This window comes from Cupriavidus sp. HE11, assembly GCF_056097175.1.
The window spans coordinates 38,320-58,825 of the sequence record NZ_CP184464.1; the positions used below are offsets into that span (position 1 = coordinate 38,320).

General features: G+C 67.4%; 18 protein-coding genes. 14 read left to right on the forward strand and 4 right to left on the reverse strand.

Translation table 11 applies throughout. The features are described from left to right. Positions 1-6 precede the first annotated feature (6 nt). Positions 7-1,923 (forward strand): efflux transporter outer membrane subunit, encoded by a 1,917-nt coding sequence (locus ACOABP_RS00225; RefSeq protein ID WP_474226465.1) that lies wholly within the window; start codon positions 7-9, stop codon positions 1,921-1,923. Positions 1,924-2,097: 174 nt separating this feature from the next. Here ACOABP_RS00225 and ACOABP_RS00230 read toward each other — a convergent pair whose 3' ends face one another. After that, the gene (locus tag ACOABP_RS00230; protein ID WP_474227872.1) at positions 2,098-2,646 is read right to left on the reverse strand and encodes a ferritin-like domain-containing protein; all 549 of its coding nucleotides are present in this window, start codon (positions 2,644-2,646) and stop codon (positions 2,098-2,100) included. A gap of 221 nt (positions 2,647-2,867) precedes the next feature. On the opposite strand from ACOABP_RS00230, the gene ACOABP_RS00235 reads away from it, so the two are divergent. The 4 genes from ACOABP_RS00235 (at position 2,868) to ACOABP_RS00250 (ending at position 8,318) form a co-directional block, all read left to right on the forward strand. Further along, entirely contained in the window at positions 2,868-3,455 is a 588-nt protein-coding gene (locus ACOABP_RS00235) for a sigma-70 family RNA polymerase sigma factor (RefSeq protein ID WP_474226466.1), read from the forward strand. Then, the gene (locus ACOABP_RS00240) at positions 3,452-4,204 is read left to right on the forward strand and encodes an anti-sigma factor (protein ID WP_474226467.1); all 753 of its coding nucleotides are present in this window, start codon (positions 3,452-3,454) and stop codon (positions 4,202-4,204) included. Before ACOABP_RS00235 ends, ACOABP_RS00240 begins: the two co-directional genes overlap by 4 nt. Positions 4,205-4,281: 77 nt before the next feature. Continuing rightward, complete coding sequence (locus tag ACOABP_RS00245; protein WP_474226468.1) at positions 4,282-6,504, forward strand: DNA polymerase II; 2,223 nt, start codon at positions 4,282-4,284, stop codon at positions 6,502-6,504. Between the two features lie 176 nt (positions 6,505-6,680). Continuing rightward, on the forward strand, positions 6,681-8,318 hold the full coding sequence (locus ACOABP_RS00250; RefSeq protein ID WP_474226469.1) for an MBL fold metallo-hydrolase: 1,638 nt from the start codon (positions 6,681-6,683) through the stop codon (positions 8,316-8,318). 487 nt (positions 8,319-8,805) lie between these two features. Here ACOABP_RS00250 and ACOABP_RS00255 read toward each other — a convergent pair whose 3' ends face one another. Together ACOABP_RS00255 and ACOABP_RS00260 are read right to left on the reverse strand one after the other, a co-directional pair. Next, on the reverse strand, positions 8,806-10,179 hold the full coding sequence (locus ACOABP_RS00255; protein WP_474226470.1) for an MmgE/PrpD family protein: 1,374 nt from the start codon (positions 10,177-10,179) through the stop codon (positions 8,806-8,808). A gap of 95 nt (positions 10,180-10,274) precedes the next feature. Then, positions 10,275-11,246 (reverse strand): Bug family tripartite tricarboxylate transporter substrate binding protein, encoded by a 972-nt coding sequence (locus tag ACOABP_RS00260; RefSeq protein WP_474226471.1) that lies wholly within the window; start codon positions 11,244-11,246, stop codon positions 10,275-10,277. Between the two features lie 126 nt (positions 11,247-11,372). Here ACOABP_RS00260 and ACOABP_RS00265 point away from each other — a divergent pair, with 126 nt between their 5' ends. The 4 genes from ACOABP_RS00265 (at position 11,373) to ACOABP_RS00280 (ending at position 14,817) form a co-directional block, all read left to right on the forward strand. Next, complete coding sequence (locus tag ACOABP_RS00265; protein WP_474226472.1) at positions 11,373-12,347, forward strand: LysR family transcriptional regulator; 975 nt, start codon at positions 11,373-11,375, stop codon at positions 12,345-12,347. A gap of 115 nt (positions 12,348-12,462) precedes the next feature. Further along, entirely contained in the window at positions 12,463-12,903 is a 441-nt protein-coding gene (locus ACOABP_RS00270) for a hypothetical protein (protein WP_474226473.1), read from the forward strand. A 214-nt stretch (positions 12,904-13,117) separates the two neighbouring features. After that, a complete protein-coding gene (locus ACOABP_RS00275) occupies positions 13,118-13,270 on the forward strand; it encodes a hypothetical protein (RefSeq protein WP_180863146.1) in 153 nt (50 codons plus the stop codon). 389 nt (positions 13,271-13,659) lie between these two features. Beyond that, the gene (locus ACOABP_RS00280) at positions 13,660-14,817 is read left to right on the forward strand and encodes an AI-2E family transporter (protein ID WP_474226474.1); all 1,158 of its coding nucleotides are present in this window, start codon (positions 13,660-13,662) and stop codon (positions 14,815-14,817) included. A 27-nt stretch (positions 14,818-14,844) separates the two neighbouring features. On the opposite strand, the gene ACOABP_RS00285 is transcribed toward ACOABP_RS00280, so the two are convergent. Further along, entirely contained in the window at positions 14,845-15,375 is a 531-nt protein-coding gene (locus tag ACOABP_RS00285) for a riboflavin biosynthesis protein RibA (protein ID WP_474226475.1), read from the reverse strand. A 305-nt stretch (positions 15,376-15,680) separates the two neighbouring features. Between ACOABP_RS00285 and ACOABP_RS00290 the strand changes: the two genes are divergently transcribed. The 5 genes from ACOABP_RS00290 (at position 15,681) to ACOABP_RS00310 (ending at position 20,370) form a co-directional block, all read left to right on the forward strand. Then, positions 15,681-16,460, forward strand: a complete 780-nt coding sequence (locus ACOABP_RS00290; RefSeq protein WP_474226476.1) for an IclR family transcriptional regulator — start codon at positions 15,681-15,683, stop codon at positions 16,458-16,460. 3 nt (positions 16,461-16,463) lie between these two features. Beyond that, the gene (locus ACOABP_RS00295; protein WP_474226477.1) at positions 16,464-17,522 is read left to right on the forward strand and encodes a cyclase family protein; all 1,059 of its coding nucleotides are present in this window, start codon (positions 16,464-16,466) and stop codon (positions 17,520-17,522) included. 81 nt (positions 17,523-17,603) lie between these two features. Beyond that, positions 17,604-18,827: an ABC transporter substrate-binding protein gene (locus ACOABP_RS00300; RefSeq protein ID WP_474226478.1), complete on the forward strand. Its 1,224-nt coding sequence runs from the start codon at positions 17,604-17,606 to the stop codon at positions 18,825-18,827. Next, on the forward strand, positions 18,824-19,999 hold the full coding sequence (locus ACOABP_RS00305) for a thiolase family protein (protein WP_474226479.1): 1,176 nt from the start codon (positions 18,824-18,826) through the stop codon (positions 19,997-19,999). The genes ACOABP_RS00300 and ACOABP_RS00305 overlap by 4 nt, the downstream gene beginning before the upstream one ends. Beyond that, positions 19,996-20,370, forward strand: a complete 375-nt coding sequence (locus tag ACOABP_RS00310; protein WP_474226480.1) for a Zn-ribbon domain-containing OB-fold protein — start codon at positions 19,996-19,998, stop codon at positions 20,368-20,370. Before ACOABP_RS00305 ends, ACOABP_RS00310 begins: the two co-directional genes overlap by 4 nt. Positions 20,371-20,506: the final 136 nt, after the last annotated feature.

Consider the following 20,506-nt stretch of genomic DNA (forward strand, 5'->3'; position numbering starts at 1 on the left):
TCACAAATGAAGACGATAACAATGCGCCTTTCCCCCGCACGCCTGCCGTCTCTGCGCTGGAGCGCCGGCATCCTGTTGCCCCTGGCACTGGCCGCCTGCACGCTCGAACCAAAGTACGAACGCCCGGATTCGCCCGTGCCCAACGCCTTCCCCGACGGTCCCGCCTATCAGACCACGCAAGGTGCCAATGGCGCGCCGCAATCACAGGTGCCGGCCGCGAACCTTGGCTGGCAGGACTTCTTCACCGACGCGCGCCTGCGCCGGCTGATCGAACTCGGCCTGGCCAACAACCGCGACCTGCGCGTGGCCACACTGTCGATCGACGAGGCCCGTGCGTACTACCGTATCCGGCGCGCGGCACAGTTCCCGGCCGTCGATGCCAACGCCGGCTTCAGCAGCACGCGCCTGACCGGCGACCTGCGCGCGCCGGGCCAGGACCCGGTGATCAACGCCTGGGGCGCCGGCGTGGGCTTTTCGTCGTTCGAACTCGACGTGTTCGGCCGCATCCGCAGCCTCAAGCACGAGGCCCTGGAGCAGTACCTGTCGATCGAGGAAGTGCGGCGCAGCACGCAGATCAGCCTGGTTGGCGAAATTGCCAATGCATACCTGACCTGGCAGGCCGACCAGCAACTGCTGAAGCTCTCGCAGGACACGCTCAAGATCCAGGAAGACGCCTCGGAGATGGTGCGCAAGAGCAAGGCCGCGGGCGGCATGGCCGCGATCGACCAGCACCGCACCCAGACCCAGGTGGAAACCGCGCGTGTCGACGTCGAGCAGTTCACGCGCCAGGTGGCGCAGGACGAAAACGCGCTGTCACTGCTGATTGGCGGGCCAATTCCGGCCGACCTGCCGCCCGCCCAGCCGTTCGACGACAAGTCATTCGTTGCGGAACTGCCCGCCGGCCTGCCTTCGCAATTGCTGGAACAGCGGCCTGACATCATGGCCGCCGAGCACCGCCTGAAGGCCGCCAACGCCAATATCGGGGCCGCCCGCGCGGCATTCTTCCCACGGATTTCGCTGACCGCGGGGGTCGGCCTTGCCAGCACCACGCTTGCCGGGCTGTTTACGGGCGGCGCCGCGTGGGCCTTTGCGCCACAGGTCACGTTGCCGATCTTCAATGCCGGCGCCAACCAGGCGAACCTCGATGCGTCGAAGGTCCGCAAGGAAATCAACGTCGCGCAGTACGAGCGCACCATCCAGGGCGCATTCCGCGAGGTGGCCGACGGTCTGGCCGCGCGCGGCACCTACGACCGCCAGACCGCTGCGCAGGCGTCGCTGCAGAAGGAAGTGGCCGAGACGCGCCGACTGGCCGAGATGCGCTTCAAGAACGGCGTGGACGACTATTTCCCGGTCTTTGACGCCCAGCGCCAGCAGTACGAGGCGCAGAAGAAGCTGGTGACGATCCAGCTGGCACGGCTGACCAGCCGGGCGCAGCTGTACAAGGCGCTGGGCGGTGGCTGGTCGCAGCAGACCGTGACCAGACAGCCGCCGGTGGCCGGCAAGCCCGCTCCGGCGCGGGGTACCGCGCCCCAGGCGGCTGCTCCGGCCGCACCTGCCGCAGCGGCTGTCCCGTCGACGGCCAATACACTGGTGGCACCCACCCGTGCGCCACAGGCCGCGGCACCGCAACAGCCGGCCCCTGCCGCACCTGTCCAGCCCGCGCGCGCGCCCCAGGCCGCAGCCCCTGCGCCAGCGCCCGCAGCACCGGCAACGCAGGCGGCCGCCCCGGTCACGCAGTCGCGCCCGCTGCAGCAGCCCGCGACGCCCGTCGCGCAGACTGTACCGGCGCCTCAGGCTCAGGCTCAGCCGCAACGCAAGACGCCGGATCCGGCCATTCCCGCCGACCTGAGAGCGGCACCCGACGTCACCGCCAAGCCCACTTCGCCGGGTCCGGCGGCGGCGCTGGCCGGTTCGGGATCGTAATAAAGCGAGATGCTTCGCTCCCCTCTCCTGTATTCGGGAGAGGGGAGCCAACCATTGGCAAATCAGGCGCCAACGGTTGGCTCCCGACCCGTTCCCCGATTTCCCCGATTTCCCCGATTTCCCCGATTTCCCCGATTTCCCCGATTTCCCCGATTTCCCCGTCCTCGCTGTTCCCTATCCCACAAACGCCCCTGGTACGGGGTCTTCGCCAAGCGCGTGCAACAGCACGGCCCAGTGCATCGCCTCGTCACCCAGGATGCTGCCGGCGGCCTTGCTTAGTTCACGGTTGTGGAAACTCGGCAGCACACCGAGATAGGCAGCCGTCGCGCCTTTTTCCAGTCCAGCCGCAAAGCGCAGCACATCGGCCTGCGTTTTCAGCGTCTCGGTCGGAAAGCTGTATTCCCGGGCGGCCCTGGCCTTCACCGGAGTCCCGCCGAGCTTTTCCACGGTACCGGCCAGCACTTGCGCGTGTGCCTTGTGATGGGTCTGGAACTTCACCGCCGTATCGAGCACGGGCTTTTGCAGCAGACCGCTTTCGGCGCCCACCTGGTAGGCGGCAATGGCCTGGTATTCCAGGCCCAGCGCGGTGTTCAGGATATTGATGTCGTCGCGCGTGCTGCCCGATTGCGTCTGCCCCCACGCCGGCATGGCCTCGCCCAGCGCCACCGCCGCCAGCGTGCCCAGCGCAAAGGCGCCCGGCGCCATCAGCCAGCCACGGCGCATCAGGTCCGGCGCCAGCCGGGCATCGGCCAGGGCAGCATCGGCGGCGCCAACCGGCGGCACGCGCACGTTCGTTTTCGTTTCCATGGGAACCCTCCTGTGATCGGACGATGATCCACGCGGCCATACGCGCCACGCGTTACCGGCTTATACGCAGCGTCGCGCCTTCCGGATGCAGGGGCGCTGCCTATAATCGGTACGTCACGCCATACACGGAGCCCCGTGTGGCCCTGCCCTCACCGCTGCCTGACGATCCGGACCCGCTCGAAACCCTGCTCGGGCGCGTAGCCATTGGCGACCGCCAGGCCTTGCGCGCGGTCTACGAGCTGTCGGCCGCGAAACTGTTCGGGCTGGCGCTGCGTATAACAGGCAAGCGGGATCTGGCGGAGGACGTGGTGCAGGAGAGTTTTGTCAGCATCTGGCACCACGCGGGCGACTACCGGCCACAACTGGCCGCGCCGATGACGTGGATGACCACCATCGTCCGCAACCGCGCGCTCGACGCCTTGCGCCGCACTGCCGCCGCGCGGCTGGGGGCCGCCACGCCGCTCGATGATGCGCCCGAGTCCGATCTGGCAGATGCCGCCGCCGGGCCCGCCGAACTGGCCCAGGCCAGCCAGCAGGCCCGCGCGCTGAACCGTTGCCTTCAGCGGCTGGAGCACGGCCAGCGCCAGGCCATCGTGCTGGCCTATCTGCAGGACATGAGTCATTCGGAACTGGCCGAGCGCCTGCACACGCCGCTTGGCACCGTCAAGTCGTGGATCCGGCGCGGCCTGGAACGCCTGCGCGCCTGCCTGGAGTCAGCCCCATGAATCTGGCGCGCAACCCCGACCTGCTCGACCGCATGGCGTCGCAATATGCGCTTGGCGTGCTGCGTGGCGGCGCCCGCCGCCGCATGGAACAGCTCGCGCGGCAGGAACCCGCCGTGCGTGCGGCCATCGCCCACTGGCAACGGCGGCTGGCCGGCGTGGCGGAACTGCACGCGCCCGCCGTGCCCATCGAAGCGGTCTGGTGCGGCATCGAACGCCGCCTTGGGTGGAAAGCGGAAGACGCGTCAGGCCACGCATCCGCGAATGCACCCCACGACGCCGAAGCGCCTCCGGCCTGGTGGCACCGCTGGCATGGGCTGGCATTCTGGCGTGCCAGCGCGCTCATGTTCGCCACCGTCGCCGTGGTGGTCGTCGTCGGCAGCCTCGTACGCTGGCAGGCCACGCCGCCGTCGCCGGGCGTGGTGGTGGCCGTGCTGCAGTCGCAGCAATCGCAGCCCGCCATGCTGGTGAGCTGGGACGCCCAGGGCCGCGCGCTGGTGGTGCGCCGGCTCGACGATCTGCCGCTGACGCCGCAACAGGCGCTGCAACTCTGGGCGCTGCCCCATGGCGGCAAGCCGATATCGCTGGGCGTGCTCGGCCATGCGCGCCAAGCCCGCCTGCCGCTCGATGCGCTGCCCGCCAATGTCGACGCACTGGCCGTCAGCGTGGAACCGCCCGGCGGATCGCCCCAGCGCGATGCCCCAAGCGGGCCGGTGGTATTCCAGGGCGCGCTGCTCAAGGCCCCTGCCTGACACGCTGCTCCAGCACACGGCCAAGGCCCGACTCCGCTAGAATCCACGCCAGAAACAATCCCCCAAGGTTTTGCAGCGTGGCACTTCAGCAGGGCTTTATCCTGACCCGACACTGGCGCGATACCCCGGCCGGCACCGAGGTCGAGTTCTGGCTCGCCACGGACGACGGGCCGCGCCGGCTGCGCCTGCCCTGGCAGCCCTCCACCGCCTTTATCCCCGAAGCACAACGCGCCACCGCCGAGGCCTTGCTGCAGGGCGAGCGCGACGTGGCGCTGCGTCCGCTGCAGCTGCAGGATTTCCGGCAGCGCCCGGTGCTGGGGCTCTACTGCCAGCAGCACCGGCAACTGATGCAGCTCGAACGGTCCCTGCGCGAAGCCGGGGTGGATGTCTACGAAGCCGATGTCCGCCCGCCCGAGCGCTACCTGATGGAACGCTTTATCACCGCGCCCGTCTGGTTCGACGGCGATGCCGGCGCGGACGGGGTGCTGCGCAATGCGCAGATGAAGCCGGCCGCCGACTATCGGCCCACGCTGCGCCTGGTCTCGCTCGATATCGAGACCAACGCGTTCGGTGACCTCTATTCGATTGCACTGGAAGGCTGCGGCCAGCGGCAGGTCTACATGCTGGGACCTGCCCCGCAGAACGCCCCGGCCGATACCGGCTTTTCGCTCGAATACTGCGCCACGCGCCAGCAGCTGATCGAGCGGCTCAACGACTGGCTGGCCCGGCACGATCCCGACGCCATCATCGGCTGGAACCTGGTGCAGTTCGACCTGCGCGTGCTGCGCGAGCACGCGAAGCAGTACCAGATGCCGCTGCGGCTGGGCCGGGGCGGCGCCGAAATGGAATGGCGCGAGCACAACCGGCAGCAGCACTACTTTGCGGGCGCGGCGGGCCGGCTGGTGATCGATGGCATCGAAGCGCTGCGCTCGGCCACCTGGAGCTTCCCGTCGTTCAGCCTCGAAGCGGTGGCGCGCACGTTGCTGGGCGAAGGCAAGGCCATCGACAATCCGTACGACCGCATGGACGAGATCGACCGGATGTTCGCCGAAGACAAGCCGGCACTGGCGCGCTACAACCTGCGCGACTGCGAACTGGTAACGCGCATCTTCGAGGCCGCCGAACTGCTGCACTTCCTGCTGGAGCGCGCCACGGTCACGGGCCTGCCCGCCGACCGCAGCGGCGGATCGGTGGCCGCGTTCACGCACCTGTACATGCCGCTGATGCATCGTCAGGGCTACGTGGCGCCGAATCTGGGCGACAAGGCGCCCGAGGCCAGCCCCGGCGGCTTTGTCATGGATTCCCGGCCGGGGCTCTATGAATCGGTGCTCGTGCTCGACTACAAGAGCCTGTATCCATCGATCATCCGCACGTTCCTGATCGACCCGATCGGGCTGGTCGAAGGCCTGGCGCACCCCGACGATACCGATTCGGTGCCCGGCTTTCGCGGCGCGCGGTTTTCGCGCACGAAGCACTGCCTGCCAGCCATCGTCTCGCGCGTCTGGCAAGGCCGCGACGCGGCCAAGCGCGACAAGAACAAGCCGTTGTCGCAGGCGCTGAAGATCATCATGAACGCGTTCTACGGCGTGCTGGGGTCCAGCGGCTGCCGGTTCTTCGATCCCCGGCTGGCGTCGTCAATCACGATGCGCGGGCACGAGATCATGCGCCAGACCCGCCAGCTGATCGAGGCGCGCGGCTACGAGGTGATCTACGGCGACACCGACTCCACCTTTGTCTGGCTGCGCCGCGCCCGCACCGAGGACGACGCGGCGCAGATCGGCCGCAGCCTGGTGGCATACGTCAACGACTGGTGGCGCGACCACCTCTGGCAGACCTACGGGCTGGAAAGCGCGCTGGAACTGCAGTTCGAAACGCACTTCCGGCGTTTCCTGATGCCGACCATCCGCGGCACCGACCAGGGCAGCAAGAAGCGCTACGCGGGCCAGGTGGTGCGCGCCGACGGCCAGGCCGAGATGGTGTTCAAGGGGCTGGAGACGGTGCGTACCGACTGGTCGCCGCTGGCGCACCAGCGCAATGTGCCGCCGCACGTGCGTGCCGCGCGCATCGCCGACGACTACAACGAGCGCCACGGGCGCCCCAGGCAGTACCAGAACGGCGGCTGGATCAGCTACCTGATGACCATGGCCGGGCCCGAGCCGCTGGAAACCCGTGCCGCCCCGATCGACTATGACCACTACGTCACGCGCCAGTTGCAGCCGATTGCCGATGCCATCCTGCCGTTCCTGGACGACGACTTCGAGACGCTGCTGACCGGCCAGATGGCCCTGTTCCCGCAATAGTCGCGGGCAGGCAGGGTAATTGCTGCATCGCGGCGAGGCCGCAACCCGCTAGAATGGGCCGGATCTGCCGATAAGAGAATCCGAAGAGACTTCGCCCGCCGCACATGTCCGCCGCCTCGACCTCCCCAGCCCAGACGCCCTCCGCCCAACCCGCCGACGCCCCTCGTTCCAAGGCCATGCGCTTCGCCGCCAGCATGCTAGTGCTGCGCGACGGGCCCCAGGGCATGGAAATCCTGATGATGCGCCGCCCGCAGCGTGAAGACGACCGCAGCGCCGGCGCCTTCGTGTTTCCGGGCGGGGTGCTCGACGCCCAGGACGCCGCGCTGCATCCGCTGTGCGCCGGTCTGGACGACGCGGCGGCCAGCGCACGGCTGCAGGTGCCGGCCAACGGGCTGGACTACTACCTGTGCGCTGTGCGCGAGGCATTCGAGGAAGCCAACCTGCTGTTTGCCTACGATGCCAGCGGCCAGATCGTGCGGCTTGACGACCTGGGCCCCGAAGTCCACCAGCAGCTGCGCGAGGCCGCCAGCTACGGCGGCAAGGGTCTGGCCCATGTGTGCGAGATGCTGGGGCTGCGGCTGGCGGTGGAGCAACTGGCCTACTGCGCCTACTGGCTGACGCCGCCCGGCCTGCCCAAGCGCTTCGACACCCGCTTCTTCATGACCGTGCTGCCCGCCGGGCAGACCGCGATCCACGACGGCGTGGAGGCCGTGGAGCACCGCTGGATGCGTCCGGCCGATGTGGTCAACCCGGCCAACAACCTCACGCTGGTCAACGCCACGCGCAAGATCCTGCAGTCGATTGCCCATTTCGAGTCCGCGCAGGCATGTTTCGACTATGCCCGCCAGCAGCGCAATATCGCGCTGGTAATGCCGCGCCTGGCCCACGGCCCCAAGGGCCAGCGGCCTGTGATGCCCGAGGAGCCCAGCTACGCGGAGATCGCCCGCATCGACCCCGACGGCGCAGGCCATGCGCGCTACGCGCTGGAACCGGGCTTGGCGGTGAAGCTGTCGGAGCGGGTCTGGCGCGTGACGGCCAACAACGGCAACGTGATGACGGGGCCAGGCACCAACACGTATTTCGTGGCCGGGGCCGACAACCAGTGGGCCGTCATCGATCCGGGCCCTGACGATGCCGCGCACTTCGACGCCGTGATGGCCGCTGCGCCCGGCCCCGTGAAGTGGATCCTGGTCACGCACACCCATCTGGACCACTCGCCGGGGTCCGTGCGCTTGCGCGAGGCCACGTCCGCGCCGGTCTGGGGCCGCACCACCGATGTGGTGGATCGGCAGGACCAGACCTTCCGTCCCGACCGCCAGCCCGAGCACGGCGACCGCATCGCCCTGGGCCCGCAGACCACGCTGCGCGTGATCCACACGCCGGGGCATGCGTCGAACCACCTGTGCTTCTTCCTGGAAGAGGAAAAGACGCTGTTCACGGGCGACCACGTGATGCAGGGTTCCACGGTGGTCATCAATCCGCCCGATGGCGACATGCGCGCCTACCTGGCATCGCTGCAGGCGTTGCTGAACGAGGATTTGGAATGGATCGCGCCGGGCCACGGCTTCCTGATGCCGCGCCCGCACGATGCGATCCGGCTGCTGATCCGCCACCGGATGCAACGCGAGGCCAAGGTCCTGAATGCGCTGCGCGCCCTGGCAGCAGCCGATGTCGGCACGCTGGTGGCCAGCGTCTACGACGACGTCCCCGTCACCAAGCACCCGATCGCCCAGCGGTCACTGATGGCCCACCTGCGCAAGCTGGAGGCCGATGGCGTGGCCGGCGAGGCCGATGGGCTGTGGAAGCTGCTGTAGGACCGGAAGCGCCCGCCCTCTCCCCCGACCCCTCTCCCGCCGTGCGGGAGAGGGGAGAAAACCAAAGGCAAGCCACCTGCTGATGGCGTGCTCCCGCATCCCGCAAGCGGGAGCGGGGAGAAAACCAAACGCATATCAATCGCCGACGGTGTGCTCCCCTCTCCCGCTTTGCGGGAGAGGGGCTGGGGGAGAGGGCAGGCTTTCCAACCTGCCGCTGCACACCATTCAGCGCAGCTGCGGCGGGAATGAAAAAAAGCCCGGGGCATATCAATCGCCGACGGCGTGCTCCCCTCTCCCGCTTTGCGGGAGAGGGGCTGGGGGAGAGGGCAGGCTTTCCAACCTGCCGCTGCACACCATTCAGCGCAGCTGCGGCGGGAATGAAAAAAGCCCGGGGCATATCAATCGCCGACGGTGTGCTCCCCTCTCCCGCTTTGCGGGAGAGGGGCCGGGGGAGAGGGCAGGCTTTCCAACCTGCCGCTGCACACGATCAGCGCGGCTGCGCCAGCGCTACCAGCGCCTTCACATCGGCCGCCGCACCCACCTTCCAGCACGCGGCAATCAGTTCCGCCACCTGGCCGGCGCCCAGCACCGGGTCGGCCAGCGCATGGAACTTGGCGTCGAGGTTCTGATCGGTCATCGGACGCTGGAGCGAACCGATGGCGTGCTCCACATGCACTTCCACCTGCCGGCCGTTCTTGAGCGTGGCCTTGACGAAGGCCGCCGCTTCGTCGACACCGGAATCGGCCGTGGCAACCACCTTGCGGCGCAGGGCCACCACGTCGTCGCGCGTGACGATATGGTCGGAGAATTCCTCCTCGCCGGCCCGCCCGAAGATCAGCCCCGCCGCACAGCCGTGATAGACGCTGAACTTTGCCAGCAGGCCGTCACTGGGCTCCTTCTTGCCGGTCAGTTCCAGCACCAGCGGGTGTACGCGCAGCTCGATCTGCTCCACGTCCTCGGGCCTCACGCCCTGCTCGCGCAGTTGTACGCAGGCGTCGATGCTGGGGTGGATCACGATCCCGCACGCAAATGGCTTGTAGGTGTTGAACGAGATCTCGAAGCGCTGGCCCAGTTCGTCGGTAATCTCGTTCCAGTCGGCCTTGCTTGAAATCACCTGCATGAAGCCGCGCGGGGCCTCCAGTGCCCGGGCGCTGGACGTATAGCCATGCCGCGCCAGCAGCGCCGACATCAGGCCCGCCCGTGCCGCGCCGCCCGGATGGAACGGCTTGGTCATCGTGCCGAACTGCTCGCGCAGCCCCACCGGCTGCGATGCCGCAATGCCCAGCGCCATCGTCATGCGCTCTTCATCCAGGCCCAGCAGCCGCCCGCAGGCCGCCGCCGCGCCGAGCATGCCGGTGGAGCCGGTGATATGCCAGCCACGGTCGTAGTGATCGGGGTACATCGCATTGCCCACGCGGCAGGCCACGTCGATGCCCAGCACCAGTGCATCGATGACGGCTCGCCCACTGGCGCCCGTGTGCTCGGCCAGCGCAAGCGCGGCGGAAGCCACCGGCCCGGCCGGGTGGATGATGGTCTTCAGGTGCGTGTCGTCGAAGTCGAACGTGTGCGACGTAATGCCATTGACCAGCGCTGCGCTGGCCATGTCCACCTTTGTCCGGCGGCCCAGCACCGTGGCCTGCGCGGCCGGCTGCAGCTCGGCCACGGCGGCCAGCGCGGCGTCTGCCGATGCGTGCCCGGCGGCGCCCACGGCGCAGCCCAGCCAGTTCATGAAAGTGCGATGGGCCTCGTGGTCCACCGCATCGCTCCATCCGCGGGACGGATGCGTGGCAACGTACTTGCCCAGGATGCGGGTAACCGGCGGGGCGTTGTGGTCGGCGTCGACGTGGGTATTGCGGGCCATGCGAAAACTCCTTGATCGGATGCGGGGGGCGGATTGCAGAAAATTCGGGAAACAGGTAGCACCGGCGGCTGCGGCAACAGCGCCGGCAGCCGGGCTCAGGTATCCAGATGGATCCCGCGGGCCTTCGCCAGCTGGCTCCAGCGCTGCACTTCGCTGGCGATGTACTGGCGGAACTGGTCAGGGGTCATCGGCTGCGGGTCCAGGGCCTCGGCGGCCAGCTTGTCCTTGAGGTCGGGGCTCTTCAGCACCGTGGTCAGTGCGGTATTGAGCCGCGCCACCACATCGGGCGGGATGCCGGCAGGGCCGACCACGCCATACCACTGCATGGCGTCGAAGCCTTTCATGCCGGCCTCGTCCAGCGTGGGCACGTCGGGCAGCAGCGGATGGCGCCTGCTGCCGGTCACGGCCAGCGGCCGGACGCGGCCCGAGCGGATATTGGGTAGCGCGGCGGCCAGCCCGGGGAACATCGCCTGGGTCTGACCGCCAATCAGATCGGTAAAAGCCGGGGCGATGCCCCGATAGGCGGCGTGCGTCATCTTCACGCCGGCCTGCTGGGCAAACAGTTCCATGGTCAGGTGCGTCAGCGACCCCGGCCCGGCCGAGCCGTATGCCACCGGCTGTTTCTTCGCGTACTCGATGAACGCAGCCAGGCTGGGTGCAGGCACGTTGGCGTTGACCACCAGCACATTGGGCGTGCCGCCGATCATGCCGATGGGCGTGAAGTCCTTCACCGGGTCGTAGGGCACGCGCCGCGTAGCGGGGTTGGTCCCGTGTGTGGCCACATAGCCCTGCATCAGCGTGTAGCCGTCGGCCGATGCCTTGCTGGTCATCTGGCAGGCAATCACGCCGCCGCCACCGGCCTGGTTTTCCACCACGATGGACTGGCCCAGCACCTTGCCCCAGCGTTCGGCCACGGTACGGCCAACAAGGTCGGACCCACCGCCGGCCGAAACCGGCACGACATAGCGGATGGGCTTGCTTGGGAAGGTGTCCTGCGCGTCAGCCAGGCCAGGTACGGCCAGCAGCATCGCGCTGGCCTTGATCAGGGTACGGCGTTTGGGATTCATGTCTCCTCCAGGTGCGCCCTCTCGCCCAATGGCCGGATGGCGTCTTGCTCGTGGATGGCACGCATCATCGCCTGCCCGGTGTAGACTGTGAATTGCAAATTTCCTCACCATTGATGCAAGGCTTGCATGAATTTCAATCTGGCGGATCTGCGTGCCTTCGTGGCCGTGGCGGAACTGAGCAGCTTCCGGGCAGCGGCGGGCGAATTGCACCTGTCGCAACCGGCGTTGTCGCGGCGCATTGAAAAGCTGGAAGACGCGCTTGGCGTCAGGCTGTTCGACCGCACCACGCGCTCGGTGGAAATGACCGCCGTCGGACGCGAGTTCTCGCGCAAGGCGCGCGAGTTGCTCAACGGCCTGGAGGAATCGCTACTCGGAATTCGGGATGTCGCCACACGCATCACCGGCGAGGTGACAGTGGCCTGCGTGCCATCGGCCGTGCGCTATTTCCTGCCGGCGGTGCTGCGCCAGTACCACGCGCTGTATCCACGCATCGTGGTGCGGCTGATCGACGAAGGCGCCAACGACGTGCTGAACCTGGTGGTGCGCAACGAGGCCGATTTCGGGCTGAACTACATCGGCACGCAGGAGCCCGATGTCGATTTCCAGCCGGTGCTCAAGGAGCCGTTCGTGGTGGCGTGCCCGCCCGATCATCCGCTGGCGCGCAAGCGCAAGGTCACCTGGGCCGAACTGGGCGAATACGACTACATGACCGTGGGCAAGGCCAGCGGCAACCGCATGCTGCTGGACCTGGCGCTGGGCAACATCCCCGCGCGGCCGCAGTGGTACTGCGAGGTGCGCCACGTGACCACGCTGGTGGGACTGGTGGAAGCCGGGCTGGGCATCGCCGCGGTGCCGCGCCTGGCGATGCCGCCCGGCGAGCATCCCGCGCTGACCAGCGTGCCGCTGGTGGAGCCGGTGGTGGAGCGCACGGTTGGCCTGATCCGCAAGCGCGGCCGGTCGCTGTCGCCGGCGGCGCAGCAGCTCTACGACATGCTGCTGTCTGCCAACGCAGCCATCGACACGGTCAGCCAGTCTGCCAGGGCGACCAGGACGACCAGGGTGGCCAAGGAAGGTCGTAAGACGAGTTCACGCCCAGCGTAGCAGACTTCGTAAGTCAATCGAAAGCTTGTGAAATATCTGGATACCTTGATGGCCTTGGCGGGCTTGCCGCGCACTGCCTACAGTGATCGCATCGAAACCTGCCGCGAGCCACGCCATGTCCAGACTCCTTTGCGCTTTCCTGCTGTCCCTGGCCGCCTCGGGCGCGGCGCAGGCTGCCGTGACCAAGTGCGAAAGCCCGCGTGACACGCTGTACACGAACGGGCCCTGCCCGGCCGGCTACCAGAACGTCACCGGCTCGATGCGCGGCAATGTGACCACCGTCCCCAAGTCGGCCAAGATTCGCCAGGACGAGCAGGCCTACCTGCAGAACCGCGCGCGCATGTCCGAGCAGATCCAGAACTGGGACGCCCGTCAGGACGAGGCCGACTGGCGCAGCCAGAACACGTTCTGGAATCAGTGCCGGGCGCTCGAATACCAGGCCCGCGCCGCCGAACGTGCGATGCAGCACACCGAATACTGGAGCTACGCGGATCGCTATCGCGATGCCGCGCGCGCACTGCGCACCGAGCAGTACAGCATGGGCTGCTTTTTCTGACGCGGCAGACGGCATCGGATGTCCGGACATAGCACAACCTGCCGATATTAGTTGCGCTTAGATCGGCATACAGAAAATTTCAGGCGAAATCGGGTCGGAATCACGTCTGCTGTCACATACAATCCGTTCCCATCCGGCCCGCCACGCGCTGTCCTGCATCGTTCCGGATCCTGACGTGGCAACTGCGGTCGCAACCTACTCCTGTGATAGAAATATGCTGACTCTCACTGCGATCGTTGCGTATATGCTGGCCTGCATCGTTGCACTGGCTTTCGGTGTCCGCTGGATGATCAAGAACGACCCCCTGCTCAAGCAGCAACAGTTCCTGGATACCTCACCCGGCCCACGCGACGATTCCCCGCGCTAAGCAAGGCAAACGCACAGCACACGCAAGCAATCCCAAGGCAACCTCACCGAATCATTGCTTCACACGAAACGCCGGTCCACAAGACCGGCGTTTTGCTTTGTGCCCTGCCTATGCCGGTGCCGCTGTCGGTTCCCGCGTCCCTTCCGGTGCTGCAACCGTTACGTGTATCCGTCCTACACACCGACCCGCCGGGCGCCGACACCCTGCGATTCCGCGCGACGCTATCCTCTAAGAATCCCCTTCTTCACCGTGCCGCCATGTCGACCGTCCCGCCCTCTCCAGCCATGCGGTCCGCGCGGCCGTCAGAGACCAGCACGCCGACGCCTGCCGACGGCCTTCCCACCACTGCGGCCACTGCGGTGCCCCCGCCTGCCGAACCGGCAGCCGCCGTGGCTGACGCTGCCTTCGCCGGGCCGATACCAACCGCCTCCGCCGCACCGATCACCAGCCCCGACTACGCGCCGCCGCCCTGGACGGAGTCCCTCGGACGCGCCAGCAAGGCGCTGATCGTGCTGGCGACGCTGGCGTCGCTCTACGCGCTGCATGTCGCCACCGCGTTCATCGTGCCCGTGGTGCTCGCCATCATCCTGGCCTATCTGCTCGACCCGCTTGTTGCGCTGCTCCAGCGCCGGCGCATTCACCGCGCCATCGCCGCCACCCTGGTGCTGCTGGGCCTGCTGGCACTGGGGCTGAGCTGCGCCTACCTGCTGCAAGGCCAGGTCTCGTCCATCGTTGACCGGCTGCCCGAGATTGCCAGCAAGTTGTCGCGTTCGGTGGGGGCGCTGATGAGCGGGGACGATTCCGTGGTCCAGAAGGTGCGCCGCGCGGCCACCATCCTCAGTGGCACCGGACAGCCGCCAACGCCGCGCGGTGCGCCAGTGGTGGTCGAGCGCGCCGCAGACAACTTCAGCAACATGGTGTGGGCGGGCTGGGTCAGTGCCTTCGCGCTGATGGCCCAGTTCGTGGTGGTCCTGTTCCTGACGTGGTTCCTGCTACTGGCGGGCGACATGTTCAAGCGCAAGTTCATCAAGATGGCCGGCAAGACGCTAAGCCAGAAGAAGATCAACGTGCACATGCTCGACGAGATCAACCGGCAGGTGCAGCGCTACATGGTCATGCTGCTGGTCACAAACGTGTCGCTGGGCTTCTGCATCTATCTGCTGCTGAAGTATCTGTCGATCGACAATGCCGGCACCTGGGCGCTGGTGGCATCCGTGCTGCACCTGGTGCCGTACTTCGGGTCGCTCGTGGTGGCGGTATGCCTGGGGGTAGCCGGCTTCATGCAAGCGGGCACGCTGGCCGTGGCCGCCGCAGCCGCGGGCGGTTCGATGGTCATTGCCACGCTGATCGGCAATGGCATGACCACGTGGATGACCGGCCGCCTGGCCCGCATGAATCCCGTGGCGGTCTTTGTGTCGCTGCTGCTGTTCACGTGGCTGTGGGGCACCTGGGGCATGCTGCTGGCGATACCGCTGGCGGTTATCGCCAAGGTGGTGGCCGACCACGTGGAGGGGCTGGAGGTACTGGCCGAGTTTCTTGGCGAATAGCTATCGCCCCTCCACGACCCTCAGGCCTCACACCGAACGCATGACTTCGGCATGCGTGCCGCGCAGCGTACGCATGGCGTCGTCGCACTGCTGGGGAGACTCGGGATTGACCAGCACCGCCCAGCGCCCGTGCAAGACGGCCTCGCGCACCGGCGCGATCACGGCCTGGTGATCGGGGCGGGCCGTGATCAGGCCGCCGCCCATCATCCCCAGCATGGCGCCGATAAACGCACCCGCCAGCGCTGACGGCCACGGGTTCTGCGTCACCCATGCCACATGCTGCAGATACAGCACCGCCGCCACCAGCACGCCGAGGATCAGCCCGCATGCGCCCAGCGTCAGATGCGAGCGGACCGCCGTGCGGGCAATGCCGTCTTCGTCGGGTTCCAGCTTGCGGCCAAAATGTGCTTCGTGCGGGTGGACCAGCTTGACCTGTCCCGCGCTGAGGCCGGCGGTGTTGCAGACCAGATCCACCGCCTGCGTGGCATCCGCCTCGGTGTCGTAGAGCGCAGCGATGCGGGTGTTGGCCGCTTCGCCTGAAATCAGGTTGCCTGTCATGTCTGGGCTCCTTGTGCCGGACGCGCGTCTGCCGGCCTGGATGTGGATGGCCCTCCCTTCCGGTTTTTTTCGTATTTCTTCTACGTTCTTCGTTCAATCGTAGGGTTCAGGCCGCTTTCGCCACGTCGGCATGGGGCCGCGCAGGCTTGTAGGACGACGCCGAAACTGATGGGCCCCGGAGTTTCATGCGGCAAAACTTTGATGCATCGCAGAATGACGAGTTCTCCTGGATCTCCTATAAAACAACGGCTGTCGCGCGTACCGAAGTTTCATTAGACAAAATCCGACCCGGAGGAGACGCATACGTGACCGTTCAGAGCACCTCGCTGCAGAAGGCCTGCCGGCTGCTGCGCGCCCTGTCGGATACCCGCAATGCCCGGCTGACCGACCTGGCGGCTGCGGCACAGGTCGACAAGGCGTCAGCCCTGCGGTTACTCGACACGCTGATGGCCGAAGGCATGGTCGAACGCGATCCCGCCACCAAGGCGTTTTCGCCGGGGCCGGAATGGCTGACCCTGCAGGCCGCTTCGCAGCGCCGGCTCGACATGCGCCCGCTGGTGCGCCCCTCGTTGATCCGCCTGGCGAATACATTTGAAGATTCGGCGATTCTGTCGGTGCCAGGCGGCTGGGAATCGGTGTGTCTGGAATTGCGCCTGGGCACCTTCCCGATCCGCGCCAACTATCTCGATATTGGCAGCCGTCGCCCGCTTGGCGTGGGTGCCGGCAGCCTGGCGTTGCTGGCCGCCCTGCCCGACGACGAAATCGACGCGGTGCTGGCATGCATCGCACCATCGCTGAAACGCTATCCCCGGATCGATGCCGCCATGCTGCGCCGCCATGTGGAAACCACGCGGGCGCGCGGCTATGCCGTGTTGCTCGATGTCGTGGTGGAGCGCATGGGCGGCATCGGCATTGCCCTGCCCGGCCCCGACGGCTATCCGCTGGGCGCCATCAGCATTGCCGCCCTCAACGAACGCATTACCGAACGCGAGACCGCGCTGGCCCGTGCGCTGCGCCGCGAGGCCGACGCCATCGCCGCCGCCTGGCGACATCCCATCCGGCAACAACAACCGAAGGAGGCATGAAGCATGCGCTGGAAGCAACGTCCAGAAGGATCCAACTGGGGCGATTTCGGGCCCGATGATCAGCTCGGCCGCGTCAACCTGATCGGCCCGGAACAGGTGGTCAGGGGCGCCCGCGAGATCCAGGCCGGCATCAGCTTCTGCCTGTCGATGCCGCTGGACTACCCGGGCGGCAACAAGCTCAACCCGCGCCGGCACCCGCCGCAACTGCGCCCGACCTTCCGCGACGACATCCCGTACCTGAATTTTCCGTTGGCAAAGGTCAACCCGGCCGCCACCGACGTGATCAGCGACGACCAGGTGCTGCTATGCCTGCAGTATTCCACCCAGTGGGACTCGCTGGCCCATGTGGGCGCGCTGTTCGATGCCGATGGCGATGGCCGGCCAGAGCGCGTCTACTACAACGGCTACCGCGCCAATGCCGATATCGTCGGCCCCGTCGACTACGCCGAGGATGACCACTTCGAGGCGCACGACTGCGGCCACGGCCACGGCAGCCATGCCGACGCGCTGGGCATCGAGAACTTCGCCGTCAAGGGCATGCAGGGCCGGGGCGTGCTGGTGGACCTGGCCGATGTGTTCGGCACCGATTTCCGCAACGTTGGCTATGACGACCTGATGCGCGCCATGGAGGCACGCCGCGTGGAAGTGGAGCGCGGCGACATGCTGCTGCTGCGCACCGGCTTTGCCGAGGTGGTGCTGTCGATGCAGCGCAATCCCGACGAGGACGTGCTGCACCACAGCTGCTGCGCGCTGAACGGACGCGACGACCGGCTGCTGAACTGGATTACCGACGCCGGCATCGCCGCCCTGATCGCCGACAACTACGCCGTCGAACGTTACCCGGCCCTGCCTCCGCCTGACGACGCGCAGACCCATCCACTGCTGCCGCTGCACCACCACTGTCTGTTCAAGCTGGGCCTGCCGCTTGGCGAACTCTGGTACCTGCGCGAACTGGCCGACTGGCTGCGCGCCCACCAGCGCACGCGCTTCATGCTGACCGCCCCGCCGCTGCGCCTGCCCGGCGCGGTGGGGTCGCCGACCACGCCGATTGCAACGGTGTAGCACCGAATGAGTTTTTCTCCCCTCTCCCATAAATAGGAGAAAGGGGAGAAAACACAATGACATAACAAAACGGAGGAGACCATGAAAACCACATACAAGCTCATCGCCGCTGCCGCGCTGGCCGCTGCATCGCTGGCGGCCCACGCCCAGACCAAGGGCGGCATTTCCGACGATGTCGTCAAGATCGGCCTGCTGCTCGACATGAGCGGCCTCTATGCCGACGTTACGGGCCGGGGCAGCGCCACGGCGGCCCAGATGGCGATCGACGACTACGGTGGCAAGGTGCTGGGCAAGAAGGTGGAGCTGGTGGTGGTCGATCACCAGAACAAGGCCGACATCGCCGCCAACAAGGCGCGCGAATGGTTCGACCAGGACAAGGTCGATGCCATCCTTGATGTGGCTGCGTCGGCGCCCGCGCTGGCCGTGCTCGATGTCGCCAAGCAGAAGAACAAGATCGTGGTGTTCTCGGGCCCGGGCACCGAGCGCATCACCAATGACCTCTGCACCCCGGTTTCGGTCCACTACGCCTACGACACCTATGCGCTGGCAAACACCACGGCCAAGGCCATGGTGCAGCGCGGCGGCAAGACGTGGTTCTTCCTGACCGCCGACTACGCGTTCGGCCACACGCTGCAGCAGTCCGCCACGACGGTGGTGACCGAGGCCGGCGGCCACGTGCTGGGCGCCGCCCGGCACCCGATCAACACCAGCGACTTTGCCTCGTACCTGCTGCAGGCCCAGGCCAGCAAGGCGCAGGTGGTGGGACTGGCGAACGCGGGCGGCGACACCGTCAACGCGATCAAGGCCGCGTCCGAGTTCGGGCTGACGAAGAACGGCACCCAGAAGATGGCCGGCCTGCTGCTCTATATCAACGATATCCACGCCATCGGCCTGAAGACGGCGCAGGGGCTGGTGCTGACCGAGGCGTTCTACTGGGACATGAACGACGCCACGCGGGCGTGGTCGCGCAAGTATTTCGACAAGGTCAAGAAGATGCCGAACATGAGCCAGGCCGGCGTGTATTCGTCGGTCACGCACTACCTGAAGGCGGTGCAGGCCGCCGGCACCGACGAAACCGCCGCCGTGATGAAGCAGATGAAGACGCTGCCGATCAACGACTTTTTCGCCAGGAATGGCCGCATCCGCGAGGACGGCCGCATGATCCACGACATGTACCTGTTCGAGGTCAAGAAGCCCGAGGAATCGAAGTACCCGTGGGACTACTACAAGCTGCTGGCTACCGTGCCCGGCGACCAGGCCTTCATGCCGGTGGCGAAGTCGCAGTGCCCGCTGCTGAAGAAATGACGGCTGCCGAAACGGTGACGACATCCAGCAACAAATCCAGCTACGTGCGCGGGGTGGGCAATACCCGCTTCGGCCGCCTGCCCGGCAGCACGCCGCTGACGCTGATGGCCCGGGCCGCCGACGCGGCGCTGGATGCCGCCGGGCTGGCGCGCGGCGAGGTCGACGGCGTGCTGTGCGGCTACGCCACCACGCTGCCGCACCTGATGCTGGCCGACCGCTTCTGCGAGTTCGCATCGCTGCAGCCGGCCTACGCCCACGGCATGGCCGGCGGCGGCGCCACGGGCGGGCTGATGGCAATGCTGGCCCATGACCTGGTGCGCGCGGGCCGCTGCCGCAACGTGCTGGTGGTGGCCGGCGAGAACCGCCTCAGCGGCCAGAGCCGCGACCAATCGGTGCAGACGCTGGCGCAGGTGGGCGAGCCCGAGATCGAAGTGCCGAACGGCGCATCGGTGCCGGCCTACTACGCGCTGCTGGCTTCGCGCTATCTGCACGAGGTAGGGCTCGACGCCGATGCGCTGTCGGACTTCGCGGTGCTGATGCGGCGCCACGCCGCCGGGCATCCCGACGCCCATCTGCGCGATCCGCTGACGCTGGACACCGCCCGCCAGGCGCGCCCCATCGCGTCGCCACTGCGGCTGTCCGACTGCTGCCCGATCTCGGACGGCGCCGTGGCGCTGGTGGTTTCCGCCGAGCCCGGCGACGGCACGCCGGTACGCATCGCTGGTGCCGGCCAGGCGCATCGGCACCAGCACCTTGGCGCACTGGACGACGTGATGCGCAGCGGCGCGTCGGATGCCGCTGGCCGCGCCTTTGCCGAAGCCGGCTGCGCGCTGGCCGATATCGACTACCTGGCGATCTACGACTCGTTCACGATCACGCTGGTCATGCTGCTGGAGGAAATCGGCATCGCCCCGCGCGGCCAGGCCGTGGCCCGTCTGCGTGCTGGCGATTTCGAGACCGATGGCGCACTGCCGCTCAACACACACGGCGGGCTGCTGGCGTTTGGACATTCCGGCGTGGCCGGCGGACTGATGCACCTGGCCGAAGCCGCCCGCCAGCTGGCCGGCCGGGCCGGTGCCCGGCAGTTGTCGGGGAGCCGCCGTCGCGCCTTGTTTCATGCCGATGGCGGCGTGCTGTCGTCACACGTGAGCCTGATCCTGGAGACCGCATGAGCGAGCCGCTAATCCCCGCCATCCCGCCCTATACCGAGGGCCTCGCCGCCGGCGTGGTGCGCTACCAGGCCTGCGAAAGCTGTGGCGCGTGGCAGCCGTTGCAGCGCCACGCCTGCCGCGCCTGCGGCAGCCGGCAACTGGCCTGGCGCGATGGCGGCGGCCACGCCACCGTGTACGCCGTGACACAGGTATTCCGCGCGCCCACCGAAGCCTTCCAGGCGCTGGTGCCTTATACGCTGGTGCTCGCCACGCTGGACGAAGGCCCGCGCGTAATGGGCCATGCCGACCCCGGCGTCGCCATCGGCGACCGCGTACTTGCCAGCGTGTTCCACCACGACGGGCAGCCGCTGCTGCGGTTCACGCGGCGTTGAGCCGCGCGCTGAGCGCGGCCGTGTTCCTGACCTGGCCTCCAGCCGTGCCCAGCTGTGCCTGGTTCCGAGGCCGCCCGAACTTTCGCCCCCTTTTTCGCCTACTTTCGCCCCACAACGCCAACAGGCTTCCAGAACA